This window comes from Pseudomonas sp. GOM7, assembly GCF_026723825.1.
GTDB lineage: Bacteria > Pseudomonadota > Gammaproteobacteria > Pseudomonadales > Pseudomonadaceae > Aquipseudomonas.
Map to the genome: position 1 here is coordinate 2,288,835 of NZ_CP113519.1, position 25,393 is coordinate 2,314,227.

Sequence of the window (25,393 nt, forward strand, 5' to 3'; positions counted from 1 at the left end):
GTTGGTCTTGGTAGAACGGCAGTCAGGGATGCAGCTAAATCTTGTGGTTATGGTCGTGGCTCGGATGCAATCCGGGGCAGGGATTTCGCAGCTAAAGCCCCTCCCACAAAACGGAGACTCCCTGTGGGAGGGGCTTTAGCCGCGATCGATCCAGTCAGGGATGAAAGGGCGCGGCCTCCTGCACTTCGATGATCAGGGGGCGGTCTTCGGGCGCGCTGCGTAGCAGCTCGGCCAGATGTGCATGGTCGCGTGCACGCTCGGCGGCGCAGCCGAATCCTCGGGCGATGGCCAGCAGATCCGGGGTGTAGATGTCGACGCCGATGGGCTCGATGTCGCGGCGCTGCATGTAGCGCTTGATCTCGCCATAGCCGGCGTTGTTCCACAGCAGCACGATGATGCCGACCCGCGCCTCCACCGCGCTGGCCAGCTCGGGCAGGGTGAACTGGATGCCGCCATCGCCCATCAGGCTGATCACCGGCCGCGTCGGCTCGGCCAGCCTGGCGCCGATGGCCGCCGGCAGGCCGTAACCGAGGGTGCCGTAGCCGGTGGAAGCATTGAACCAGCGCCGCGCGCCGTCCAGTTCCACCAGGTGATTGCCGCTATACACCGTCTGCGTCGAGTCGCCGACGAAGCGGGCGTCGGGCAGGGCCTCGAGCATGCAGCCGAACAACTGGCGGTAATGCGCCCAGCCGGCGAAATCCTCGACCAGGCGCGCCTGTACGGCGGCAGTGCGCTGTGCACCGGGGCTGTCTGCGCTGGCCTCGCGCGGGTCGAACTCGGCCAGCAGCATGCGCATGGCCACGCGCGCATCGCCCTGGATCGCCAGGTGTGGGGTGAAGTTGCGTTGCAGTTGCTGGGCATCGATGTCGATGCGGATCAGTCGGCCAGGCAGGCGGAAGTCGCCGTCGAACACCACGTCGTAGTCGGTTTCACCCAGCTCGGTGCCGATGGCCAGCACCACATCGGCTTCCAGTGCCAGGTCGCGCACCGGGCGCAGCGACTGGTTGCTGCCCAGCAGCAGCGGATGGCCGGCTGGCAGCAGGCCCTTGGCATTGATGGTCAGGGTGGTGGGGGCGTCCAGCGCGGCGGCCAGGGCGCGCGCTTCGGCCTCGGCGGCAACACAGCCGCCACCGAGCAGCAGCAAGGGGCGCTCGGCCAGTTTGAGCAGCCCGGCCGCCTCGCGAATCAGCGTGCGGTTCGGTGCCGGGCGGTGCAGCCTCGGCCGTGGCGCCAGGGCCATATGGCGAGCGTCGGCGGTGATGATGTCCAGCGGCAGCTCGATATGCACCGGGCGTGGTCGTTCGCCCTCGAACACGGCGAAGGCGCGGGCCAGTACGCCAGGCAGCTCCTCGACACTCATCAGGGTATGGCTGAAGGCACTCACGCCGGCCACCATGGCACGCTGGTTGGGCAGCTCGTGCAGATAGCCCTTGCCCAGGCCGAGACGGGCTCGTTCGTTGACGCTGGAGATCACCAGCATCGGGATCGAGTCGGCATAGGCCTGGCCCATGGCGGTGAGAATATTTGTCATCCCCGGCCCGGTGATGATGAAACACACGCCGGGCTTGCCGGACACGCGGGCATAGCCGTCGGCCATGAAGCCGGCGCCCTGTTCGTGGCGCGGGGTGATATGGCGGATGCCGCTAGCCGGCAGGCCGCGGTACAGCTCGATGGTGTGCACGCCGGGAATGCCGAATACGGTGTCGACACCCCAGGCCTCGAGTTGCTTGACGAGAAATTCACCGCAGGTGGTCATGGGCTGCTTCCTTCCAAACCGGGGAATTTAAAGGGCGAAGGTGTGCGGGGCGCAGCACCTTCGCCAAGTCCCGCCCCGGGGGGCGGGTATTGCCGGAGCCGTATCAGAGCGCATGGCTGACCGTAGCGCTACGACGCGATACCAGGCTGGCGACGATGAAGGTCAGGGTCGCTACGGTCAGGCTGTAGTAGATCGGCGTATTGGCATCCAGACCGTCGAGGAACATGAACAGCGACGCGGTGAGGCTGCCGCACAGCATGCTGAGGATGGCGGCGAAGGTGGTCGCGCGCTTGAAGTAGATCGCGCCCAGCAGGGGCACCAGCATGCCGCCGACCAGCAGGTTGTAGGCCAGGGTCAGGGCACTGATCACGTCACTGACGACCAGCGCGATGGCCAGCACGATGACACCGAGCAGGAGGGTAAACACGCGGTTCTTGTGCGCGTCGCCATCCTCGTCCTTGCCACCGAGCAGCGGCCACAGATCCTGCGCGGCGGTGGTCGAGGCGGCCAGCAGGCCGGCGCTGGCGGTGGACATCAGCGCAGCCAGGGCGGCGGCGATGACCAGACCACGGATGCCGTCCGGCAGGCTGTGCTGAACGATGCTGGCAAAGGCGTTGTTGGCGTTGTCCAGATCCGGCAGCAGCACCTTGGCGGCCATACCGATCAGCGCGGCGGCCAGGCCGTACAGCACGCAATACAGACCGGCTGCGGTGCCGGCGACGCGGGCCACGCCCTCGCTGCGCGCGGTGAATACGCGCTGCCAGATGTCCTGGCCGATGAAGATGCCGAGGAAGTAGATCAGGAAGTAGGTGACGATGGTGTCCCAGCCGATGCTGGTGAAGGAGAAGTAGCTGGCCGGCAGGGTGGCGACCAGTGCATCCCAGCCGCCGGCATCGCTGATCGATATCGGCATGAGAATGAACACCAGGCCGATGGTCATGATCAGGAACTGAACGATATCGGTAAGCGTCAGCGACCACATGCCACCGATGGTGGAGTAGGTCACCGTGATACCGCCGCCGAGCAGGATGGCGACCCAGAACGGCATGCCGAACAGCACCTGCATGACGGTACCAATGGCGATGGTCGAGGTGGCCGCGAGCGTCAGTGCGTAAACCAGCATGATCACGGCGCTGGCGTGGCGCGCGGTCGGGGTGTAGCGGCGCTCCAGCACCTGGGTGACGGTGTAGATCTTCAGTTTCAGCAGCGGTTTGGCTAACAGCAGGCTAATGCCGACGATACCCAGGCCCAGCGCGGCACACAGCCAGAAGCCGGAAATACCGTGCACGTAACCCAGGCGCACGGTACCGATGGTGGAGGCGCCGCCGAGCACGGTGGCGGCCATGGTGCCGAGGTAGAAGCCAGGGCCGAGGTTGCGCCCGGCGACCAGATAATCTTCACGGGTCTTGGCACGGCGCATGCCGTACCAGCCAAGCGCGAGCATGGCGGCGACGTAGAGTAGAACGACGAATAGATCAAGGGCCATGTGGCTCTCCAGTTCTTGTAGTTGTTGTGGCCTGAGCAGCAAGGATTTACCCGGCGCTCAGGCGGGGCGCCGGGTGGGCTGGGGTGTGTCGTCTTAGCGGCGCTGAACCCCAGGCAGCACGCAGAGCATTTCGTAGAGCAGGTTGGCGCCGAGCAACGAGGTGTTGCCGGTGGTGTCGTAGGGCGGTGAAACCTCCACCAGATCGCCGCCAATCAGATCCAGGCCCTGGCAGCCGCGGATGATCTCCATGGCCTGGATGGTGGTCAGGCCGCCGATTTCCGGGGTGCCGGTGCCGGGCGCCCAGGCCGGGTCGATGCCATCGATGTCGAAGGACAGGTACACCGGGCCGCCGCCGACCTTCTCGCGCACCTCGGCCATCAGCGGCGCCAGCGACTGGTGCCAACATTCTTCGGCCTGCACCACACGGAAACCCTGTTTGCGGCTCCAGTTGAAGTCCTCGGCGGTATAACCCTGGGCGCGTAGGCCGATCTGCACCACGCGCTGGCTGTCGAGCAGGCCTTCTTCCTGGGCGCGGCGGAAGGTGGTGCCGTGGGCGATCTTCTCGCCGAACATGTGGTCGTTCACATCGGCGTGGGCATCGACGTGCACCAGGCCGATCTTGCCGTACTTCTTGTGCAGGGCGCGCAGGATCGGCAGGGTGATGGTGTGGTCGCCGCCCAGGGTCAGCGGCTTGATGCCGAGTTCGACGATCTCGTCGTAAGCCTCTTCGATGATGCGCACGGCGTCGAGCAGGTTGAAGGTATTGATCGCCACGTCACCGATATCGGCCACGTTCAGCGAGTCGAAGGGGGCGGCACCGGTGGCCATGTTGTAGGGGCGGATCATCACCGACTGGGCGCGGATCTCGCGCGGGCCGAAGCGGGTGCCGGAGCGCAGCGAGGTGCCGATATCCAGTGGCACGCCGACGAAGGCGGCATCGAGCTGGCGTTTTTCCTCGGGGCTCTGGATATGGGGCAGGCGCATCATGGTGGCGATGCCGCCGAAACGGGGCATTTCGTTGCCACCCAGGGGCTGATGAAAAACCTTTTCCATGGGAAGGCCTCACGGTTGTTGTGGTTGTAGGAATCGTTGGGCCGGATTCTTCGTCAGCGGTGCAGCGGGAAGAATCGCTGATGGCAAAAACTTAGTTCAGAGATTTCTAAACTAAGCGGCTCTGCTTTACAGTGGGCTGATCACCTTGGTGCGCACGGCGCGCCCTACGTGACCTCGACGGCTCGCCGTAGGGTGCGCCGTGCGCACCATCGATTTCTGCACTAGCCGACAAGAGCCCCATGACCAGCCAATTGCCTGATCTGAAACTGCTGAAGATCTTCGTCGCCGTGGTGCGCCATCAGGGCTTCGCTGCCGCACAGCAGGAGCTGAACCTGTCCACCTCGGCTATCAGCACCTACATGAGCCAACTGGAAAGCCAGCTCGGCATCGTGCTCTGTCATCGCGGCCGTGGTGGCTTCAGCCTGACCAGCAAGGGTGAGCTGTTCCATCAAGAAACCTTGCGCCTGCTCGGCGAGCTGGAAGGTTTCGAGCGCTACTCGGCGGCGCTCAAGGGCGAGTTGCGCGGCACCCTCAACCTCGGTGTGCTGGACTCCACCGTCAGCGATCCGGCCCTGCCCTTGGCCGAGGTGATCGGCGCCTACAGCCAGGAGCATCCCGGCGTGCACCTGCACCTGTCGGTGATGAGCCCTTACGAGTTGCAACTGGCGGTGCTGGACAACCGCCTGGATCTGGCCATCGGTGCCTTCTCCACGCGTATGAACGGCCTGCTCTACCAGCCGCTGTACCGCGAGCAGCACTGGCTGTACTGCAGCGAGCGGCACGCGCTGTTCGCCCAGCGGCGCATCCCGGCAGAGCTGATCACCCAGCAGCGCATGGTCGGCCGCGGCTACTGGAGCCAGGCTGAGCTGGCTCGCCATGGCTTCAAGCACAGTGCGGCGACGGTGGAGTCGATGGAGGCGCAACTGATTCTGGTGCTGTCCGGCGCCTACATCGGCTACCTGCCGGAACACTACGCCCAGCACTGGGTGGATCTGGGACGGCTGCGTGTGCTGTCGCCTGCGACCTTCGGCTATCAGGCACCGTTCTCGTTGATCCTGCGGCGCGGCCGCGCGCGTGAACCGCTGATCCAGACCTTTCGCGATCTGCTCAAGGCGCAGCTCAATCCGGGCGATCGTTAAAGTCCTCTGGCTATCGGTCGAAAGCCTGGAAGCCACTGTTCATCAGGGGTTACGACTAATCGACGATTAGCGATCCTCTGGCGCTGTGCTACTACTTAAAAAGTTGTAATTCTGACCCCACCGAGATCGCCCATGCGCCAGAATTTGCCTGTGACCCAGCGTGAACGCACCTTTGCTGCCGATGAACGCCTCATCTCCACCACCGACATGGATAGCCGGATCACCTACTGCAATGACGCATTCGTCGCAATCAGCGGTTTCACCCGCGAAGAACTGATCGGTCAACCGCACAACCTCGTACGCCATCCGGACATGCCGCCCTCGGTGTTCGGCCATATGTGGGACACCATCAAACAGGGCAAGCCCTGGATGGGTATCGTCAAGAACCGGGCGAAGAATGGCGATTTCTATTGGGTCAGCGCCTATGTCACGCCGGTCTACGAGGGGGGACGCATGGTCGGTTACGAGTCGGTGCGCTCGCTGCCCACCGAGGCGCAGAAGCGCAGAGCGGAAGCACTCTACGCCCGCCTGCGTGAAGGCAAACCTGCCGTGCCGGCCTTCGAGCGCTGGACCTACAGCCTGGTGCGCTCCTGGCCTTTGATCCTGGCAGCGGCGGTCATCCTGGCAGCCGAAACCGTCATGACGGATTGGCTGCTGGTCGGCTTCACCTTCGCCATGATGGTCGCTCTGGGCGCCTACCAGTTGCACCGTACCCGGGCGCTGATCATGCGTACCCTCGACGAGCACCCCAAGGCCTTCACCAGTGAACTGGTGGCCCTGACCTACACCGATAACCGGGGCGCTCAGGCACTGCTCGATCTGGCCATGATCAGTGAGGAGGCGCGTCTGCAGACCGCGCTGACCCGTCTGGAAGATGCCGGCGAGAACGTCAAACGGCGGGCGACGCAGGCTTCCGAACTGGCCAGTGCCGGGGCCGGCCTGCTCGATCAGCAGCGTGCCGAGACGGATCAATCGGCCACCGCCATCAATGAAATGGCCGCCACCATTCAGGAAGTGTCGCAAAACGTGCAGAACACCTCGAATGCCGCCAGCGAGGCGGATCGTTTGGCCCAGGAGGGGCGCGACCTGGCCAACGGTAGCCTGGACTCCATGCGGCAGATGGCCCAGGCGGTCACCGATATCGGTCAGGCGGTCAACGAGCTGGCCAATTCCACCCAGTCCATCGGCAGCGTGGCGGATGTGATCACTTCGATTGCCGAACAGACCAACCTGCTGGCGCTCAATGCGGCCATCGAGGCGGCCCGTGCCGGTGAGCAGGGCCGGGGCTTCGCCGTGGTGGCCGATGAGGTGCGTTCCCTGGCCTCGCGTACCCGTGAATCCACCGAGCAGATCCACCAGATCATTTCCGCTCTGCGCGCGGGGGCCGATCGCGCCGTGGCCACCGCTTCGCGTGGCGAGGAGATCTCCCGGGGCAGCGTGGACAGCGTGGAGTCGGTGAAGAATGCGCTGGAGGGCATCAGCGAAGCGGTGAGCCGCATTTCCGGCATGAGCCAGCAGATGGCATCCGCTTCCGAGGAGCAGAGCCACGTGGCCGAGGACATCAGCCGGCAGATCACCCGCATCGCCCAGCTCTCGGAAAACAGCGCGTCGCAGGCCCATCAGGGCGCGGCCATCAGCCGTGAGCTGGAAGAGATGGCCGACTATCTGCACAGTCTGGCGGAGCGTTTCAACCGCTGACGGCACTGGCGGATGCAATTCGGGCAAGGCTCCCGGATTGCATCCGGGCTACGCCTGCGGCCGGCGTTCGTGGCACACTGCGCGGCATGCCTCGTCCGACCTGTTGCCGCTGCCAGCGCCCGCTCAGCCGTTGCCTGTGCCCGCTGATTCCCGATCTCGATAGCCAGACCCGGTTGCTGATCCTGCAGCACCCGAGCGAGGCTGCGCACGCCCTCAATACGGCGCGCCTGGCGGCGCTGGGCCTGCGCAATGCCGAGTTCAGGGTGGGCGAGGTATTCGACGAACTGCCGCAGTGGCTGGCGCGGCCGGGGTATCAGGCCTGTCTGTTGTTTCCAGGCGAGCACGCCGCGCCGCTGGCGCCACGCCAAGCAGGGCAATTGCCGTTGCTGTTGGTGGTGCCGGACGGCACCTGGCGCAAGGCGCGCAAGCTCTTGCATCTCAATCCGCTGCTGGCGGCCTTGCCGCGTGTCAGCCTGAGCAATGCGCCGACATCGCGCTACCGCTTGCGCAAGGCACCGCAGGCGGACGCGTTGTCGACCATCGAAGCCATCGTCAGCGCGCTGGAGACGCTCGAAGCGCCGAGCTGCTTCCAGGCGCTGCTACGGCCCTTCGATGCCCTGATCGAAGGGCAGATCGCGGCCATGGGCGAGCAGACCTACAGACGTAATCACGTCAGGGACTGAGCCTGGCGCTCAGGCGGCGAAGCGCTGCTCCAGATAGGCGATGATCGCCTTGGACTCGTACAGCCAGGTGCTCTGGCCGTTTTCCTCGATGCGCAGGCAAGGCACCTTGATGCGACCGCCTTGCTGTTCCAGCGCCTGGCGATGCTGGGCGTCGTGCTTGGCATCGCGCAGCTCCACCGGCAGGTCGAGGCGGTGCAGGGTGCGCCGTACCTTGACGCAGAAGGGGCAGGCGCGGAATTGATACAGCGCCAGGTCGGCCGTGGCGCGTTGCACCTCGGCCTGGGCCTCGGCACTGCGTTTGAGCTTGCGCGGGCGGCTGATCCAGTCGGCGAAGATCACCAACTGACCCAGGCCATTGCGAAGGGCCTTGAGCAACATGTTCGGACTCCTGAAATGCGAACGGCCGCGCGCAGGGCGAGCGGCCGGGGAAGGGCTCAGCGAACCAGATTGAGGAATTCGCCGCGGGTCGCCGGGTTGCTGCGGAACTCGCCGAGCATCACCGAGGTGACCATGGAGGAGTTCTGCTTCTCCACGCCGCGCATCATCATGCACATGTGCTGGGCTTCGATGACCACCGCCACACCCAGGGCGCCGGTGACCTGCTCGATCGCCTCGGCGATCTGCCGGCTGAGATTTTCCTGGATCTGCAGGCGGCGGGCGTACATGTCGACGATACGGGCCACCTTGGACAGGCCGAGCACCTTGCCGTTGGGCAGGTAGGCGACATGAGCCTTGCCGATGAACGGCAGCATGTGATGCTCGCACAGGGAATACAGCTCGATGTTCTTGACCAGCACCATCTCGCTGTTGTCAGAACTGAACAGGGCGCCGTTGGTGACTTCCTCCAGCGTCTGCTGGTAGCCGCGGCAGAGGTACTGCATGGCTTTGGCGGCACGCTTTGGCGTGTCCAGCAGACCCTCGCGGGAGACGTCCTCGCCGAGCTGGCCGAGGATGGCGGTGTAGTGGTTTTCCAGGGACATGGCGCTTCCTGTTGAGTAACGAAGGGCGCAGGGTAGGGTGCCGCTGCGTGCCTGGCAAGGGCGATCAGTATTCGTCGCGGCCATCCATCATGGTGCGCTTGAGGATCACGTACACCGCGCCAGTGCCGCCGTGTTTGGCCTGGCAGGAGGTGAAACCGAGCACCTGTGGATGCTGGCGCAGCCAGGTGTTGACGTGGCTCTTGATCAGCGGTTTGCGCCCGTCCATGCGCGCGGCCTTGCCGTGGGTCACGCGTACGCAGCGCACTTCCAGCTTGGTGGCCTCGGCGATGAACTCCCAGAGGGTGTCTCGCGCTTTCTCCACGCTCATGCCGTGCAGGTCGAGGCTGCCGTCGAAGGGAATCTGGCCGAGCTTGAGTTTACGCATCTGGCCTTCCTGCATGCCGTTGGTGGCCCAGTACAGGGCGTCCTCGGCGCCGACGTCGATGACGAACTGATCGGACAGGCCGTCCACCTTGATCTCGCCCTGGCTGATGGTCGCCGCCTGGCGCAAGGCGCCCAGTTGCTTGCGGTCGGCCCTGGGCTTGCCGGTGTCGGCGCGGTCGTACTTGATGGGCTTGACGCCACGCAGTTCGGCCTGGAAGAGGGAAAGATCGTCGTCTTGCATGGAAGGGCTCCGCGAATCAGGCGGCCATTTTATGGCCTGCCGCTCCTGGCGGCCAGTCTGAGGGGGTTGGGGTGGGCTTGATACTGGACTGGCAAGTTTGTGTCTTGGTTGGTTGTTGGTTGCTTGGGTGTTTGTTCCGGATTGCCGCGTTTTTGCTGATATTTTTGGTTTCGCCCTCCCGGGCGAGTCACTTTTGTAGGGCAAAAGTAACCAAAACCCTCCGCCCGGTCATCCGGCCCTGGCTTCGCCAGGGTTCGTTCGCTCCATCGCCGCTCCAGAGGCCCGCCGCGGTGGGCCATCCATGGCCCATCGCGGCTCTCGCGACATCCATGTCGCTCAACCTCTTCCACGACGATTCCGCTCACCCTCCTGGGCGGGCTCTGCACGCGCCTGAACCCGAGGTAACCCAGAATTAGCGTGGAGTGCTTGAACATGGGTCAGCCTTAGGGCTGACCGAGATGCCGGCTGAAGGCCGGCAAACTGAAACTACGCGAATGAAAGTTTTGGTTTAACTCGACGACTCAGTGGCGATTTCACAGCCACTAGAACACGCCGAGTAGCCCATGGCATGCCTGTACGTTCAGGCGCGCGAATTGCCCCCTTCAGGAGGGTGAGTGGAATCGTTGCGTAGAGGGGCGAGCGGCATGGATGCCGCGAGAGGCTTAAAGGGCCAGGGATGGCCCTTGTAAGCCGACCCTCGGAGCAGCGATGGAGCGAACGAACCCCGGCGCAGCCGGGGCCGGATGGCGGGGGTGCGTTTCTTTTGCTTACTTTTCTTTGCGCAGTTCAAAGAAAAGTGAGTCGCCCGAGGGGGCGAAACAGGGAGTTTCTGCACACACCGCAGCGGCGTCCAAAACACCAACACAAGCCGGCACACAAACTTGCCAGTCCGGTACCCAGGCATTCCACGAATGAGCCCAAAACAATTCAGGCAATGTCTTGCCTTTCAGTCACGCTTCTTCAGCAAGTGAGGAGACATGTCCAGCCCACCCGGCCGGCGTAGGCGGCGCCGGCAACGGCGCCAGAAGGCGATCCCGGCCCAGAACAACAGCAGACCAAGCCCCAGAACCACCAGTGCTTCGCCAACGGTGTCGTTGAGCGAGCCAAGGCGCGGAGCGCGCCCGGCCAGGGAGGCGACGCCGGCCATCGCCAGGAGCGTGCCGAGCGCGGCGAACAGCGCGCCCAGGGCTGCGCCGATACGCAAGCGCCAAGGCTTGGCATGGCGCGGGCGCAGCCGGCTTGCATCGAAATCGTCGGACAGTTTCATTGCGGCCTTCCTCGCAGACTGTCGGCGGTAAGACCCCACAGGCCTTACCGGGGTTCCGCACTGGTGGGCACCTCTAAAAACTACCTGCGTTGCCATCGCGGCGTTAAAAACAGGCTGGAACGCCAGCCCGGCGGTCAAATGCTCATTTACAACACGTAAACCCGAATGCGGGCCCAGTGCTTTCTTCGCCTGTTTTTTGCGGGGCCGCCATCGGTATTGCGCTGACTGCCTCGCCTACGTTTTTAGAGGTGCCCTGGTGGGCCTGCAGCTCAGACCAGCGACTTGGCGTTTGGCACCAGGGTGGCGAAGTTGTCACCCAGGGCGATCATCTCGATCCGGTGCACTTCGTCAGCGGCGATCACGCTGCCGTCCGGTGCCGGCAGATCACGGGTGGCGCAGGCGGCATCGACCAGGGTACAGCGATAACCATAGTCCTTGGCAGCGCGCACCGTGGTGCTGATGCTCGAATGGGTCATGAAACCGCAGACGATGAGGTTCAGATGGCCGAGGCTCTGCAGGCGGTCATGCAGCTCGGTACCGGCAAAGGCGTTGGGTAGGCGTTTTTCCACCACGATCTCGCCGGGTAGCGGCTCGGCTTCCGGCAGATGGCGGCCGCGTGGGCCGCTGGGGTCGAGCAGGCCGCCGGGAATGCCCAGGTGCTTGACGTGGACGATGGGCGTGCCGGCACTGCGCGCGGCGGCCAGCAGCGTGGCGATCTCCTCCAGGGCGGCATCCAGGCCCGGCAGGGCGAGCACGCCGCTGCGATATTCTTCTTGAGCATCGATGATCACCAGGGTCGCATTGCTCAGGCTGGCCGCTGCATGGCCACGGCCGGTGAGCTGGAACATGGTTTGCGGACGGGACATCTCGGGCTCCTGGTCGATGGTGATGATGTGCCATTGTCCGCTTGCCAGCGCGGGATGTGAACCTCTTGCGCGGCATTACTTGCTGAGGTAAAGAGCAAGGGTGGTTCGGAACCTGCCAGGAAAGCAGGTGGTCACAGGCAAAAGGAGTTGCTCATGTCCTTCATCTCTCATCTATCCCCCTATCTCTGGCTGCTGTTCTCGCTGGCGGTGTCCATCGCGGTGCTGCGTGAGTTGCGGCGCCCGTCGCAGGAGCGACGTTCGTCTTCCGAGCGCGAGTAAGCGGGCACAGTGTGATCCGGTTGGGCTAGACTGCGTGATTTTTTCACCCGGAGGCTGCCCATGACCGCTCCCAACACCCGTTTACGCACCCTGCGCGACTATATCCGCTGGGCTGTCAGCCGCTTCCAGGCCAATCAGTTGTTCTTCGGCCATGGCACCGACAATGCCTGGGACGAGGCGCGTCAACTGGTGCTCGGTGCCCTGCATCTACCCTGGGAAATCAACGATGCCTACCTCGACTGCCGGCTCGAGGATGACGAGCATGCCCATCTGCAGGCCTTGCTCAAACGTCGTATCGAGGAACGTGTGCCCACCGCTTACCTGCTGGGCGAGGCCTGGTTCTGCGGCTTGCCATTCATCGTCGACGAGCGCGTGCTGGTGCCGCGTTCGCCCATTGCCGAACTGATCGACCGGCATTTCGCCCCCTGGCTGCCCACCGAGCCGGCGCGGGTGCTCGACCTGTGCACGGGTTCCGGTTGCATCGGCATCGCTTGCGCCTACGAGTTCCCCGAGGCGGAAGTGGTGCTGGCCGACCTGTCGTTCGACGCGCTGGAGGTGGCCAACCAGAACATCGAGCATCATGGCCTGCAAGAGCGCGTCTATTGCGTGCAGGGCGACGGTTTCGCCGGGCTGCCGGGGCAGCGTTTCGACCTGATCGTCTCCAACCCGCCTTATGTCGACGCCGAGGATTTCGCCGACATGCCCGCCGAATACCAGCACGAGCCGGCCATGGGCCTGGCCTGCGGCGATGATGGCCTGGATCTGGTACGGCGCATGCTGGCCGAGGCGGCCGATCATCTGACCGAACGTGGTGTACTGATCGTCGAGGTGGGCAACAGCCAGGTGCATGTCGAAGCGCTGTACCCGGAGGTGGACTTCACCTGGCTGGACTTCCAGCGCGGTGGCCATGGCGTGTTCCTGCTGGCGGCCAAGCAGTGCCGCGAGCATCAGGCGCTGTTCCGTTCGCGCCTCGCAGGCTGATTCCCCGGTGCGCACGGCGCACCCTACGGTAGAGCGAACACAGAGCGTAGGGTGGATGTCGCTTTTCACATCCACCAAAACGGTGGATCGATAAAGCGCGATCCACCCTACGGTACTTGGTGCGCGTGGCGCACCCTACGGGCGTTGCGGATGACGTAGGGTGCGCTGTGCGCACCACGAATCTCTAACGCGTGGCAATCCAGATCAGCAGCCCGGCCTGAAACAGGCTGAAGGCCACCAGGCAGGTGATGGTGAAGCGCAGGCTGCTGTCTTCACGTTTGAGACGATCCACGTGTGCCTGCAGCTTGCGCAGCGCTTTGTCCTGCTCCTGCAGGTTCTGGTCGGCCTGCTGGAGCATGGCCGCCGCGTCCAATGGTTCGACGATCTGCACCTTCTCGGTGTGCCAGTCGCCGTGCAGCGAGCTGACCCGCTGCGCGCTGTAGAAAGGCTTGAGCTGCAGCGCATCGCTGTACTCGATGGTGAAACCCTGCGCCTTCAGTGCGTGATCGCGGCGGGCGATGGCGGCTGCGTTGAAGTTGTCCTTGGTTGGCAGGGCGCCGCCTTCGACGCTGTAGTGGGCGAAACGCTTGCGCGCCCAGGTGATGCCCTGAGCCAGCATGAAGCGTCCCAGGCCTCGGTTGGCCGGCTCGACGTTAAGGCCCTTGTCCGGGCCGAAGCGCACTTCCTTGAGCTGGTGGTCGGCCCAGACTTCCAGCAGATTCTGTTCGCCGTGCAGGCGTTGCCCCGGCACCTGCAGGGTCAGACGCAGCAGGCTGATGCTGCGTGAATGGCGCTCGACCCGGCCAAGCTGGACGAAGCGCAGAGGGCGGGCGCCGGTTTCGCGATCCACCGGCAGGGGCGCCAGGCGCAGCAGCTTGAAGTGCTCGGCCGGCAGATTGGCCCAGGGATGAGTGCTGGGCGCTTCGCTGGCGGCTTCTTCAGCAGGCGTGGGTTCGGCCTCTGGGGCTGGGTTTTCGCTCATGGGCGTCCTGCGTGTGATCAATGCGTTCAGCGGGTTATCGGCCGTTTTCCTCCGCGCTGGAGCGAATGAAGGTGACGATGCGTTCACCCAGCGCACGGGCCAAGGGTAGCTGCGGATCGTCGTAGGATGCCAGTTGTTCCTTCCAGGGCGCCGGGGTGATGCGCATGACGTGGTTCATGCCGGGGATCAGTGCCAGCTCGGCATCGGGTTTGGCCTGCTTGAGCAGTTCGGCGTTTTCTGGGCTGACCTGGGCGTCGTGGGTGCCCTGCACGATCAGCGCGGGGATGTGCAGGGCGGCGAAGTTCGCCGCCGGATCCTGGCGCAGCAGGCTGATCAGATAGGGCTGCACGCTGGGGCGATAGATCGCTTGCAGCTCTTTGGGCACCTGCGGCTGCAGTTTGCCGCGAATCAGATTGGCGAGGATGTGCCGGCTCTCGTCCAGCAAGGGCGGTGGCAGACGCATGGCCAGTTGCATGTCCAGCACCTGGCCGATGGGCAGGGCAGGGCCGGCGATGGACACCAGGGCATCGGCCTGGCCATCCTGCGCCGCCAGGCTGGCGATCAGCGCGCCTTCACTGTGGCCGATGAGGATGAGCCGGTCGAAGCGCGGGTCGCTCTTGAGCTGCCTGGCCCAGCCCTGGGCATCGGCCACGTAGCGCTCGACGCTGAGGTCGCGCTCGTCCGGGGTGGCGGCACGGCTGGCGGCTACACCGCGCTTGTCGTAGCGCAGGCTGGCGATGCCATTGCGCGCCAACACCTGGGCCAGCTTCTCCAGTGCGTCGTTATGGCCGCCTTCGGGGTTGTTGCCGTTGCGGTCGGTGGGGCCGGAGCCAGCGATCAGCAGCGCCACCGGCACCGGCTTGTCGCTCTGTGGCAACAGCAGGCTGCCGTACAGGGTGCCCTGGTCGGTGTCGAGGCTGATGGGCAATTGCCGGGTGGTGCTGGCCTGGGCCAGGCCGGTGATCAGGGTGAGGGTCAAGAGCAGGGCTCGTAGCATGATGAGGTGGCTGTAGTGGCAGACTGGCATTGGACGTATCCGAACGGCCAAGGTTCGGGATGAACTGCAAGAAGGTGGCAGGTATACTCGCCCACCTTGTGAATCGGGCCTGCGCAGTGGCAGGCCGATGCTGAATTTCGCGGAGCGTCTTCCCATGTCCGGCAATACCTACGGCAAGCTGTTCACCGTCACCACCGCTGGCGAAAGCCATGGCCCGGCCCTGGTCGCCATCGTCGACGGTTGCCCGCCGGGCCTGGAGCTGACGCTGGAGGACATGCAGCGCGACCTCGACCGGCGCAAGCCGGGCACCAGCCGCCATACCACGCAGCGCCAGGAAGCCGACGAGGTGGAAATCCTCTCCGGGGTGTTCGAGGGCAAGACCACCGGCTGCGCCATCGGCTTGCTGATCCGCAACACCGACCAGAAGTCCAAGGACTATTCGGCGATCAAGGACCTGTTCCGCCCGGCCCACGCCGACTATACCTACCACCACAAGTACGGTATCCGCGACTACCGTGGTGGCGGCCGCAGCTCGGCGCGGGAAACCGCCATGCGCGTGGCGGCCGGCGCCATCGCCAAGAAGTACCTGGCCACCCAGGGCATCGTCGTGCGTGGCTACATGAGCCAGCTCGGCCCCATCGAGATCCCGTTCAAGACCTGGGACAGCGTCGAGGACAACGCCTTCTTCAGCCCTGATCCGGCCAAGGTGCCGGAGCTGGAGGCCTACATGGATCAACTGCGTCGCGACCAGGATTCGGTCGGCGCGAAGATCACCGTGGTGGCCGAAGGGGTGATGCCGGGCCTCGGCGAGCCGATCTTCGACCGCCTGGACGCCGAGCTGGCTCACGCGCTCATGAGCATCAACGCGGTCAAGGGCGTGGAGATCGGTGCCGGTTTCGCCAGCGTCGCCCAGCGCGGCACCGAGCACCGCGACGAGCTGACCCCGGAGGGTTTCCTCTCCAACAACGCCGGCGGCATTCTCGGCGGCATCTCCAGCGGCCAGCCGATCGTCGCCCACCTGGCGCTCAAGCCGACCTCCAGCATCACCACCCCAGGACGCTCCATCGACGTTGATGGCAACCCGGTGGATGTGATCACCAAGGGCCGTCACGACCCCTGCGTGGGCATTCGTGCCACGCCGATCGCCGAGGCGATGATGGCCATCGTGCTGATGGATCATTTGCTGCGGCACCGCGCGCAGAACGCCGACGTGCGCGTGACCACGCCAGTACTGGGCCAGCTATGAGCAGCAAGCTGCAAGCCACAAGCTGCAAGTTACCAACGGCGGTGCCGATGCTTCTGCTTGCCGCTTGAAGCTTGTCGCTTATGACTGCTTCTCTGCCGTATTGGCGCCTGTCCGGCTTTTATTTCTTCTACTTCGCCCTGCTCGGGGGGACGGCGCCGTTCCTGGCGCTGTACTTCGACCACCTGGGTTTTTCCCCGGCGCGCATCGGCGAGCTGATCGCCATTCCCATGCTGATGCGCTGCCTGGCGCCGAATCTGTGGGGCTGGCTGGGCGACCGTAGCGGCCAGCGCCTGTTGATCGTGCGTTTTGGCGCGCTGTGCACCCTGGTCTGCTTCGCCGGTATCTTCTTCGATCAGAGCTACGCCTGGCTGGCGCTGATCATGGCCACTCACGCCTTCTTCTGGCACGCGGTGCTGCCGCAGTTCGAGGTGATCACCCTGGCCCACCTGCGCGAGCAGGCCGCGCGCTACAGCCAGATCCGCCTGTGGGGCAGCATCGGCTTCATCGTCGCCGTGGTCGGCCTCGGCCTGTTGTTCGAGTGGCTCAGCCTGGATGCCTACCCGGCGGCGCTGCTGGTGATCATGGCCGGTATCGTCATCAGCAGTTTCTGGGTGCCCAATGCGCAGCCCTTGCAGCGGCCGAATACGCCTGAGCAGGGCGGCTTCCTGCGTCAGTTGCGGCGTCCGGGGATTGCCGCGTTCTACCTCTGCGTCGGCTTGATGCAGTTGAGCAACGGCCCGTACTACACTTTCCTGACCCTGCACCTGGAGGGCGTCGGCTACAGCCGGGGTGCCATCGGCCTGTTCTGGGCGCTGGGGGTGGTGGCGGAGATCGTCCTGTTCCTGCTGATGGCGCGCCTGCTGCAGCGCTATTCGCTGCGCAGCGTATTGCTGGCCAGTTTCCTCATCACCGCCGTGCGCTGGCTGTTGCTGGGCAACCTGGCCCAGTACCTGCCGCTGCTGTTGTTGGCGCAGTGCATGCACGCTGCCACTTTCGGCGCCTTCCATGCTGCCTGCATTCACTTCGTGCAGCGCAGTTTCGCCGACCGCCAGCAGGGCCAGGCTCAGGCGCTCTATGTCAGCCTGGCCGGGATCGGCGGCGCCCTCGGCGCGCTGTACGCTGGTTATAGCTGGAAGGGCCTGGGCCCGGCCTGGACCTTCGCCATCGCCAGTCTGGTAGCCTTGCTCGCAGCCATCATCATCGCCACCCGTCTGCCGCCCGAGCGGCCCTGAACCGAGTGACCCCTTCATGAGCAGCCTCGCCGTCCACCTGCATACTTCCCCGCAACTGCCGAACAAGGTACTGAACCACGCCGATGACATCGCCAGCACCCTGGCGGCGGTGGGCATCGACTATCGCCAACTGGAGCTGCCGGCCGCGCTGCGCCCCGGCTGCGAGCAGGCCGAGTTCGACGCGGCCTATGGCCTGTGGCTGCAGGCCTTGATGGGTGAGCAGGGCTATGTGTGGCAGGAGTTGTTCAACCTGCAGCGCAACCACCCGCAGAAGCTGGAGCTGCGCGCCCGTCATCTGGACGAGCAGGTGCAGGGCGCGACCAGCGCCTGGTTGTTCCTCGCCGGCTTCGCCCAGCTCAGCTTGCACCTGGATGGCCATGTGTACGTGCTGCAGGGCGAGCGTGGCGATCTGCTGACCTTGCCGGCCGGCACCCGCCACTGGTTCGACCTGGGTGAGGAGCCGCATGCCCTGGTGCTGCGCCTGAGCGCCAGCGACGAGGCGCCCGCGCTGACGGGCGAGGAAATCGCCAGCCGTTTCCCGCGGCTGGGGGATTGAGGGGGAACCCGGGTCGGGCGCCGGCTATCCTAAGAGGGCAAGCCTTCACACAGGAGTGTTCTCATGGGCTCTACCCTCAGCAGCCTGATCGGCCTGGCCATCTTCGCCCTGGATATCTGGGCCATCATCAACGTGCTGAAAAGCAGCGCCGAAACCGGCATCAAGATTCTCTGGGTGCTGCTGATCCTCCTCCTGCCGGTGCTGGGCCTGATCATCTGGGCACTGGCCGGGCCGCGAGGTAACGTGCGGCTATGAGGTGCCTGTGGCTGCTGGCGTTGCTGTTACCGCTCGGCAGCGCCGCAGCAGGGGCGGACGACGCCTGGCAGGCCCTGCGCGAAGGCCGCGCGCTGTTGCTCATGCGTCATGCCACGGCGCCGGGCACCGGGGACCCGGCGAACTTTCGCCTGGATCAGTGTGCCACCCAACGCAACCTCGATGCCCAGGGGCGCGCCGAAGCACGGCGCTGGGGCGAACTGCTGGCGCGTCAGGGCATCGAACGGCCGCGCATCCTCAGTAGTCGCTGGTGCCGCGCGCGGGATACCGCCAGCGGCCTGCAGCTTGGCCCGGTGCAGCCGCTGGCGGCACTGGATTCCTTCTTTCAGCAGCGTAGCGACGGTGCTGAGCAGACCGCCGAGCTGATCCGCACGATCAATCAATTGCCGGTCGGTGCGCCTCTGGTGCTGGTGTCCCATCAGGTCAACATCACCGCCCTGACGGGGATCTTTCCCGCCTCCGGCGAAGGGCTGATTCTCCCCTTGCCGCTAAGTCCGCGCGCCCAGCCGCTGGCACGCATTCCGGCGCCTTAGTCGCGTTGGTGCACGGATACCCCCGCAGCGAAGGTTTCCCGTACCGCGCGGTCATCGCCGAGCATGGTCAGCGCGAACAGGCGTTCCTCCAGGCTCCTGGCCTGCTGCATGCGGTAACGCAGCAGCGGCGTGGCGTGGTAGTCGAGGACGATGAAGTCGGCATCCTTGCCCGGCAGGAAGTTGCCCAGTCGCTCGTCCAGATACAGCGCATGGGCACCGCCCAGGGTGGCCAGGTACAGCGATTTGAACGGATCGAGTTTCTTGCCCTGTAGTTGCATCACCTTGTAGGCCTCGTTGAGTGACTGCAACTGGCTGAAGCTGGTGCCGGCGCCCACGTCGGTGCCCAGGCCGACGCGCACGCCATGGCGTTCCAGCTTGTTCAGGTCGAACAGACCGCTGCCCAGGAACAGGTTGGAGGTGGGGCAGAAGGCCACCGCCGAGCCGGTCTCGGCCAGGCGCTGGCACTCCTCGTCGCACAGGTGCACGCCATGGGCGAACACCGCGCGCGGGCCGGTCAGGCGGTGGTGGTGGTAGACGTCCAGGTAGCCCTGGCGCTCGGGGAACAGCGCTTTCACCCACTCGATCTCCTGGCGGTTCTCCGACAGATGGGTGTGCATGTACAGATCCGGGTACTCGCTCAGCAGCTTGCCGGCCAGCTCCAGTTGCTCGGGCGTGCTGGTGGGGGCGAAGCGCGGGGTGACGGCGTAGTGCAGGCGGCCCTTGCCGTGCCAGCGTTCGATCAGCGCCTTGCTCTCGGCATAGCCGCTTTCTGCCGTGTCGCACAGGTAGTCCGGGGCGTTGCGATCCATCAGCACCTTGCCGGCGATCATGCGCAGGTCGAGCTTTTCGGCCTGCTCGAAGAAGGCGTCCACCGACTGCGGGTGCACGGTGCCGAACACCAGGGCAGTGGTGGTGCCGTTGCGCAGCAGCTCCTGGAGGAAGATCGCCGCCACTTCGCTGGCATGGGCCTTGTCGGCGAACTGGCGCTCGGTGGGGAAGGTGTAGGTGTTGAGCCAGTCCAGCAGTTGTTCGCCGTAGGAGGCGATCATGCCGGTCTGCGGGTAATGGATATGGGTGTCGATGAAGCCGGGGGTGATCAGCGCGTCCTGGTAGTGCTGGATTTCCACGCCGGTCAGCTTCGGCAACAGTTCGGCCGCCGCGCCAACCTGGGCGACCTGGCCATCCTCGATCAGCAGGATGCCGTCCTCGAAGTACTGGTAGGAGCGCTCGACGCCGACCTGCGCCGGGTCGGCGAGGCTGTGCAGGATGGCTGCGCGGTAGGCTTTGCGGGTGTCACTCATGGTTCAAATCTCATGCGTAGGGTGCGCTGCGCGCACCGAAGAATTGGGTGATGGTGCGCTGCGCGCACCGAAGAATTGGGTGATGGTGCGCACGGCGCACCCTACGGGTTGCGAGTCGATCAGGAGCGGCGTGAGGCCGGCAGCAACCTGGCGACGCTGGATTCGCCCTTCTTCACATCCTGGCCGAAGGTGGCGTTGTAGCTGGCGATCACTTCGCCGGCGATGGACACGGCGATCTCCATGGGCAGCTTGCCCTTCACTTCGGGCAGGCCCATGGGGCAACGCATGCGCGCCAGCGTGGCCTCGTCCAGGCCGCGTTGACGCAGGCGGTGCTCGAACTTGACGCGCTTGGTCTTCGAGCCGATCAGGCCGAAGTAGGCGAAGTCGCCGCGTTTGAGGATCGCCGCTGTCAGCTCCAGATCGAGTTGGTGATCATGGGTCATGACGATGAAGTAGCTGCCAGGGGGCATGCTCGCCACTTCATCGACCACTTCGTCGTCGACGATCTTCTGTACGCCGGGTGGAATCTGCTCGGGAAATTCCTGCTCGCGCGCGTCGATCCAGCGCACTTTACACGGCAGGCTGGCCAGCAGCGGCACCAGCGCACGGCCGACATGGCCGGCGCCGAACACGGCGATCTGCGCCTGCGGCTGGCCCATGGGCTCGAACAGCAGCACGGTGGCGCCGCCACAGCACTGGCCGAGGCTGGCGCCGAGGGCGAAGCGCTCCAGGCGGGTGTCCTGGGTGCGGCTGGCGAGCATCTCGCGAGCCATGGCCATGGCCTTGTATTCCAGATGGCCGCCGCCGATGGTTTCAAAGATGCGCTCGGCGGTGACGATCATCTTCGAGCCGGCATTGCGCGGCGTCGAGCCGTGCTCTTCGATTATGGTCACCAGCACGCAGGGCTCGCCCTTGTCCTGCAGCTCGGCGAGGGCGCTGATCCAGCTCATGAGCGGCAAGCCTCAGGTTGCAAGCACACTTGATTCATGCACTCACCTCGCTGCTTTCTTGAACTTGCGGCTTGAGGCTTGCCGCTTGCAGCTGCTGCACGCCCCATAGCACACGCTCAGGCGTGGCCGGGGCGTCGATCCGCGGTTGCACCCGGTAATCGGCCAGGCTGGCCACGGCATCCTTGATCGCGCACCAGGCGGCGATGCCGAGCATGAACGGCGGCTCGCCGACGGCCTTGGAGTGGAACACGGTGTCCTCGGGATTCTTGCGGTTCTCCACCAGCTTCACCCGCAGGTCGAGGGGCATGTCGGCGATGGCCGGAATCTTGTAGCTGGCCGGGCCATTGGTCAGCAGCTTGCCCTTGTCGTTCCACACCAGTTCTTCTGTGGTCAGCCAGCCCATGCCCTGGACGAAGGCACCTTCCACCTGGCCGATGTCGATGGCCGGGTTCAGCGAGTCGCCAACGTCGTGCAGGATGTCGGCGCGCAGCATGCGGTATTCGCCGGTCAGGGTGTCGATCAGCACTTCCACGCAGGCCACGCCGTAGGCGTAGTAGTAGAAGGGGCGGCCGGCGGCCTTGTCGCGGTCGTAGAAGATCTTCGGCGTGCGGTAGAAGCCGGTGGAGGACAGCGACACCTGGCCGACATAGGCCTGCTGGATCACCTGCTCGAACGACAGGTAGCGGTCGCGCACGCGCACCTGGCCACCCTTGAACTCCACGTCCTCGGCATACACCCGGTACTCGCGCTGGAGGAACTCCACCAGGCGCTGCTTGATGGTCTCGGCGGCGTTCTTCGCCGCCATGCCGTTGAGGTCGGTGCCGCTGGACGCAGCCGTGGGCGAGGTATTGGGCACCTTGTCGGTGTTGGTGGCGGTGATCTGGATGCGCGCGATGTCCACCTGGAACACCTCGGCGACGATCTGCGCCACCTTGGTGTTGAGCCCCTGGCCCATCTCGGTGCCGCCGTGGTTGAGGTGGATCGAACCGTCGGTGTAGACGTGGATCAGCGCGCCGGCCTGGTTGAGAAAGCTGGAGGTGAAGCTGATGCCGAACTTCACCGGGGTCAGGGCCAGGCCCTTCTTCAGCACCGGGTTGGCGGCATTGAAGGCGCGGATGGCTTCGCGCCGCGCGGCGTAGTCACAACTCTGCTCCAGCTCGGCGGTCATCTCGTGGATGACGTTGTGCTCGACCGTCTGGTGGTAGTGGGTGAGGTTGCGCTCGGTCTTGCCGTAGTAGTTGAGTTTGCGCACCTCCAGCGGATCCTTGCCCAGGTGGCGAGCCACGGCATCCATCACTTCCTCGATGGCGAGCATGCCCTGCGGGCCGCCGAAGCCGCGGTAGGCGGTGTTGGAGGCGGTGTTGGTCTTGCAGCGGTGGCCATTGATGGTGGCATTGCCGAGGAAGTAGGCGTTGTCGGCATGGAACATGGCGCGGTCGACGATGGCGCCGGACAGATCCGGCGAATAGCCGCAGTTGCCGGCCAGATCCATCTCGATGCCGTGTAGCAGGCCGTCGTCGTCGAAGCCGACGTCGTATTCGACGTAGAAGGGGTGACGCTTGCCGGTCATGCTCATGTCTTCCATGCGCGGCAGGCGCATCTTGGTCGGCCGCCCGGTGAGGTGCGCGATCACCGCACAGAGGCAGGCCGGGCCGGCGGCCTGGGTTTCTTTGCCGCCGAAGCCACCACCCATGCGGCGCATGTCGATGACCACCTTGTTCATCGGCACGCCGAGCACCTCGGCCACCAGTTTCTGCACCTCGGTGGGGTTCTGCGTCGAGCTGTACACCAGCATGCCGCCGTCTTCGCTGGGCATCACCGAGGCCACCTGGGTTTCCAGGTAGAAGTGCTCCTGGCCGCCGATATGCAGGCTGCCCTTGAGGCGATGCTTTGCTCCGGCCAGTTCGCGGGCCGAGTCGCCGATGCGGTGGGTGTGGCTGGCGAGCACGAAGTGCTGCTTGCGCAGGGCTTCGACCACGTCGAGCACCGGCTCCAGATCCTCGTATTCGACTATGGCAGCCATGGCTGCCTGACGCGCCGCCTCCAGGCTATTGGCGGCCACCGCCAGCACCACCTGGCCGACGTACTCCACCTTGCCGTCGGCCAGTAGCGGGTCACCGGCTAACACCGGGCCGATGTCCAGTTGCCCCGGTACGTCATCCTTGGTGATGGCGATGGCCACGCCGGGAATCTCGTAGCAGGGGCGGGTGTCGATGCGCTGGATGCGTGCATGGGCGCGTTCGGACTGGCGTGCATAGACGTGCAACTGGTTGGGGAACTCCAGGCGGTCGTCGACGTACAGCGCCTCGCCGCAGACGTGCTTGTCCGCGCTCTCGTGCTTGACGCTGCGGCCCACGCCGCTGGTCATGCCGGCGCGGAACAGCTCGGCCAGTTCGTCCTGGGGCTTTTCGGCGGCGTGCTTAGACATGGGCGGTCACTCGGGTGGCAATGGTGGGGGCGCTCAGTTCGAGGAAGCACTTGCGCAGCAGGTTCTGCGCCGTGAGCAGGCGGTATTCGCGGCTGGCGCGAAAGTCCGAGAGCGGGGTGAAGTCTTCCCCCAGTGCGGCGCAGGCGCGTTCGATCAGGGCCTGGTCGAAGCGGGCGCCCTGCAACGCTTCCTCGCAGGCGCTGGCGCGTTTGGGAATGGCCGCCATGCCACCGAAGGCGATGCGCGCCTGGCGCACCACGCCGTCTTCGAGGGTCAGGTTGAAGGCGGCGCAGACGGCGGAGATATCGTCGTCCAGGCGCTTGGAGACCTTGTAGGCGCGCAGGGTCTGGTTCGGCCGTGCGCGCGGCACGATGATCGTCTCGATGAATTCGGCCTCCTGGCGCGCGGTGACCTTGTAGTCGAGGAAGTAGTCCTGCAGCTCCAGGGTGCGCCGCTGGCCGTTGCGGTTGAGGACGATCTGCGCCCCCAGGGCGATCAGCAGCGGCGGGGCGTCGCCGATGGGCGAGGCGTTGCCGATATTGCCGCCCAGGGTGCCCTGGTTGCGGATCTGCAGGGAAGCGAAACGCTGCAGCAGCTCGCCGAAGTCCGGGTATTCCTCGGCCAATACCCCATGGCAATCGGAGAGGGCGGCGGCGGCGCCGATCTCGATGGCGTCGTCCTTCACCTCGATGCGCTTCATTTCTTCTATGTGGCCGACATGGATCATCACCGGCAGCGGGCGGTGGAGCTGGGTGACCTCCAGAGCCAGGTCTGTGCCGCCGGCCAGCAGACGGGCCTGCGGATTGGCGGCGTAGAGTTCGGCCAGGTCGCTCACGGTCAATGGCAGCAGGCAGCGCTTGTCGGCGCTGGCCAGTTCGGTGGTTTCTCGTGGGGCGATGGCCTTGAGACGGGCCAGGGTGTCGGCTTCGCTGGCATCGAACTGGTCCGGGCGGCGCTGGCTGCAGGCCTGCTCGGCGGCATCGATGATCGGCCGGTAGCCGGTGCAGCGGCAGAGGTTGCCCGCCAGTGCCTCCAGCGTGGCGTGCTTGTCGTAGCTGCTGCCGTTCTTCTGCAGGGCGAACAACGACATGACGAAGCCGGGGGTGCAGAAACCGCACTGCGAGCCATGGCAGTCGACCATCGCCTGCTGCACGTCGTGCAGCTTGCCCTGGTGCTTGAGGTCTTCCACGGTGATCAATTGCTTGCCGTGCAGGCTGGCGACGAAGGTGAGGCAGGAATTGAGGGTGCGATAGCGCAGGCGCTCATCGACCACCTCGCCGACCACCACGGTGCAGGCGCCGCAGTCACCGGAGGCGCAGCCTTCCTTGGTGCCGGTCTTGCGCAGGTGCTGGCGCAGGTACTCGAGCACGGTGAGGTTGGGGTCCAGAGCGTGCTCGGTGCGCAGCTCCCGGTTCAGTAGAAACTGGATCAAGGTGACCTCCAGGCGTTTTATTCTTCTCGGTCATCGGTTTGCAGATGGCGAGCACGCGGCAAGGCCCGACTGGTTGACCTTGCGGCAATCTAGGGTTTTCTGACTTTTTGGTCAATATTTTTTGACTTTCAGGTCAGCTCTGCGGCGGCGATTCGATTGCAGGAATGCTAGCGGCTTTCGTGCCGGGGTGGTGGTGTGTGGATGTAAATGGAAAGGTCAGGCGTGGTGGGTATTTGGGACTGGACTGGCAAGTTTGTGTGAGTATGCTTTTGTTTTCGGTGTAAAGCTGCTTATCGTGCTCTGCTGATGGCTCCCGTTTCGCCCCCCCGGCGACCTTCTTTTGTCAAACGCCACAAAAGAAGGCAAAAAGGCTTGGCCCCGCCATCCGAGCTAGGCGCCCCCGCCCTGCTGCGCCGGGGTTCGTTCGTTCCATCGCTGCTCCGAGGGCCCGCCGCGAAGGGCCATCCCTGGCCAATCGCGGCTCTCGCGGCATCCATGCCGCTCAACCCTCTACACAACGATTCCACTCACCCTCCTGAAGGGGCCACTCGCGCGCCTGAACAACGGGCACTCCATAGGTTGCTCGGCGTGTTCTTGTGGTTATGAAATCGCGATTGGGTCGTCGAGTTAAACCAATAGTTTCATTCGCG

24 protein-coding genes and 1 pseudogene are annotated in these 25,393 nt (G+C 64.9%); 11 read left to right on the forward strand and 14 right to left on the reverse strand.

Annotation, left to right across the window (positions count from 1 at the left end; translation table 11 throughout):
* Positions 1–154: 154 nt before the first annotated feature.
* The 3 genes from OU800_RS10460 to speB all read right to left on the reverse strand — a co-directional run bounded on the left by OU800_RS10460 (position 155) and on the right by speB (position 4,295).
* Positions 155–1,756, reverse strand: a complete 1,602-nt coding sequence (locus OU800_RS10460) for a 5-guanidino-2-oxopentanoate decarboxylase (protein ID WP_268183546.1) — start codon at positions 1,754–1,756, stop codon at positions 155–157.
* A gap of 103 nt (positions 1,757–1,859) precedes the next feature.
* A complete protein-coding gene (locus OU800_RS10465) occupies positions 1,860–3,242 on the reverse strand; it encodes a sodium:solute symporter (RefSeq protein ID WP_268183547.1) in 1,383 nt (460 codons plus the stop codon).
* 93 nt (positions 3,243–3,335) lie between these two features.
* Positions 3,336–4,295 (reverse strand): agmatinase, encoded by a 960-nt coding sequence (speB, locus tag OU800_RS10470; protein ID WP_268183549.1) that lies wholly within the window; start codon positions 4,293–4,295, stop codon positions 3,336–3,338.
* A 239-nt stretch (positions 4,296–4,534) separates the two neighbouring features.
* Here speB and OU800_RS10475 point away from each other — a divergent pair, with 239 nt between their 5' ends.
* The 4 genes and pseudogenes from OU800_RS10475 (at position 4,535) to OU800_RS10485 (ending at position 7,815) form a co-directional block, all read left to right on the forward strand.
* Positions 4,535–5,434 carry a LysR family transcriptional regulator gene (locus OU800_RS10475; protein WP_268183551.1) on the forward strand — a complete coding sequence of 300 codons (900 nt, stop codon included), beginning with the start codon at positions 4,535–4,537 and terminating at the stop codon, positions 5,432–5,434.
* Positions 5,435–5,641: 207 nt separating this feature from the next.
* Positions 5,642–5,845, forward strand: a pseudogene (locus OU800_RS24340) (PAS domain-containing protein); the annotation flags it as partial.
* A 264-nt stretch (positions 5,846–6,109) separates the two neighbouring features.
* On the forward strand, positions 6,110–7,132 hold the full coding sequence (locus tag OU800_RS10480) for a methyl-accepting chemotaxis protein (protein WP_442964775.1): 1,023 nt from the start codon (positions 6,110–6,112) through the stop codon (positions 7,130–7,132).
* Between the two features lie 86 nt (positions 7,133–7,218).
* Complete coding sequence (locus tag OU800_RS10485) at positions 7,219–7,815, forward strand: tRNA-uridine aminocarboxypropyltransferase (protein WP_268183555.1); 597 nt, start codon at positions 7,219–7,221, stop codon at positions 7,813–7,815.
* Between the two features lie 9 nt (positions 7,816–7,824).
* Here OU800_RS10485 and OU800_RS10490 read toward each other — a convergent pair whose 3' ends face one another.
* From OU800_RS10490 to OU800_RS10510, 5 genes are all read right to left on the reverse strand, one after another.
* Positions 7,825–8,193, reverse strand: a complete 369-nt coding sequence (locus tag OU800_RS10490) for a glutathione S-transferase N-terminal domain-containing protein (protein ID WP_268183558.1) — start codon at positions 8,191–8,193, stop codon at positions 7,825–7,827.
* A 56-nt stretch (positions 8,194–8,249) separates the two neighbouring features.
* On the reverse strand, positions 8,250–8,795 hold the full coding sequence (gene folE / locus OU800_RS10495) for a GTP cyclohydrolase I FolE (protein ID WP_268183559.1): 546 nt from the start codon (positions 8,793–8,795) through the stop codon (positions 8,250–8,252).
* Positions 8,796–8,859: 64 nt separating this feature from the next.
* A complete protein-coding gene (locus OU800_RS10500; protein WP_268183562.1) occupies positions 8,860–9,420 on the reverse strand; it encodes a Smr/MutS family protein in 561 nt (186 codons plus the stop codon).
* 946 nt (positions 9,421–10,366) lie between these two features.
* A complete protein-coding gene (locus tag OU800_RS10505) occupies positions 10,367–10,687 on the reverse strand; it encodes a hypothetical protein (protein ID WP_268183564.1) in 321 nt (106 codons plus the stop codon).
* Positions 10,688–10,956: 269 nt separating this feature from the next.
* Positions 10,957–11,553, reverse strand: coding sequence for a cysteine hydrolase family protein (locus tag OU800_RS10510; protein ID WP_268183566.1), 597 nt, complete (start codon positions 11,551–11,553; stop codon positions 10,957–10,959).
* Positions 11,554–11,706: 153 nt separating this feature from the next.
* Here OU800_RS10510 and OU800_RS10515 point away from each other — a divergent pair, with 153 nt between their 5' ends.
* Both OU800_RS10515 and prmB read left to right on the forward strand, forming a co-directional pair.
* Positions 11,707–11,832 (forward strand): hypothetical protein, encoded by a 126-nt coding sequence (locus OU800_RS10515; protein ID WP_268183568.1) that lies wholly within the window; start codon positions 11,707–11,709, stop codon positions 11,830–11,832.
* A 60-nt stretch (positions 11,833–11,892) separates the two neighbouring features.
* Positions 11,893–12,813, forward strand: a complete 921-nt coding sequence (gene prmB, locus OU800_RS10520; RefSeq protein WP_268183570.1) for a 50S ribosomal protein L3 N(5)-glutamine methyltransferase — start codon at positions 11,893–11,895, stop codon at positions 12,811–12,813.
* 184 nt (positions 12,814–12,997) lie between these two features.
* Here the strand turns inward: prmB and OU800_RS10525 are convergent, their stop codons facing one another.
* Positions 12,998–13,795, reverse strand: a complete 798-nt coding sequence (locus OU800_RS10525; protein ID WP_268183572.1) for a hypothetical protein — start codon at positions 13,793–13,795, stop codon at positions 12,998–13,000.
* Positions 13,796–13,829: 34 nt separating this feature from the next.
* A complete protein-coding gene (locus OU800_RS10530) occupies positions 13,830–14,822 on the reverse strand; it encodes an alpha/beta hydrolase (RefSeq protein ID WP_268183574.1) in 993 nt (330 codons plus the stop codon).
* Positions 14,823–14,946: 124 nt separating this feature from the next.
* Between OU800_RS10530 and aroC the strand changes: the two genes are divergently transcribed.
* The 5 genes from aroC (at position 14,947) to OU800_RS10555 (ending at position 18,632) form a co-directional block, all read left to right on the forward strand.
* Positions 14,947–16,038, forward strand: a complete 1,092-nt coding sequence (gene aroC, locus OU800_RS10535) for a chorismate synthase (RefSeq protein WP_268183576.1) — start codon at positions 14,947–14,949, stop codon at positions 16,036–16,038.
* Positions 16,039–16,118: 80 nt separating this feature from the next.
* On the forward strand, positions 16,119–17,270 hold the full coding sequence (locus OU800_RS10540; RefSeq protein ID WP_268183578.1) for an MFS transporter: 1,152 nt from the start codon (positions 16,119–16,121) through the stop codon (positions 17,268–17,270).
* A gap of 16 nt (positions 17,271–17,286) precedes the next feature.
* On the forward strand, positions 17,287–17,826 hold the full coding sequence (locus OU800_RS10545; protein WP_268183580.1) for an acireductone dioxygenase: 540 nt from the start codon (positions 17,287–17,289) through the stop codon (positions 17,824–17,826).
* 63 nt (positions 17,827–17,889) lie between these two features.
* On the forward strand, positions 17,890–18,081 hold the full coding sequence (locus tag OU800_RS10550) for a PLDc N-terminal domain-containing protein (protein ID WP_268183583.1): 192 nt from the start codon (positions 17,890–17,892) through the stop codon (positions 18,079–18,081).
* Complete coding sequence (locus OU800_RS10555; protein WP_268183586.1) at positions 18,078–18,632, forward strand: histidine phosphatase family protein; 555 nt, start codon at positions 18,078–18,080, stop codon at positions 18,630–18,632. Before OU800_RS10550 ends, OU800_RS10555 begins: the two co-directional genes overlap by 4 nt.
* On the opposite strand, the gene guaD is transcribed toward OU800_RS10555, so the two are convergent.
* From guaD to xdhA, 4 genes are all read right to left on the reverse strand, one after another.
* Positions 18,629–19,933 (reverse strand): guanine deaminase, encoded by a 1,305-nt coding sequence (gene guaD / locus OU800_RS10560; RefSeq protein ID WP_268183588.1) that lies wholly within the window; start codon positions 19,931–19,933, stop codon positions 18,629–18,631. The two genes, OU800_RS10555 and guaD, sit on opposite strands and share 4 nt — an antisense overlap.
* 119 nt (positions 19,934–20,052) lie before the next feature.
* The gene (gene xdhC, locus OU800_RS10565) at positions 20,053–20,883 is read right to left on the reverse strand and encodes a xanthine dehydrogenase accessory protein XdhC (protein WP_268183589.1); all 831 of its coding nucleotides are present in this window, start codon (positions 20,881–20,883) and stop codon (positions 20,053–20,055) included.
* A gap of 34 nt (positions 20,884–20,917) precedes the next feature.
* Positions 20,918–23,311 carry a xanthine dehydrogenase molybdopterin binding subunit gene (gene xdhB / locus OU800_RS10570; RefSeq protein WP_268183590.1) on the reverse strand — a complete coding sequence of 798 codons (2,394 nt, stop codon included), beginning with the start codon at positions 23,309–23,311 and terminating at the stop codon, positions 20,918–20,920.
* Positions 23,304–24,743, reverse strand: a complete 1,440-nt coding sequence (gene xdhA, locus OU800_RS10575; RefSeq protein ID WP_268183592.1) for a xanthine dehydrogenase small subunit — start codon at positions 24,741–24,743, stop codon at positions 23,304–23,306. Before xdhA ends, xdhB begins: the two co-directional genes overlap by 8 nt.
* Between the last annotated feature and the right edge of the window lie 650 nt (positions 24,744–25,393).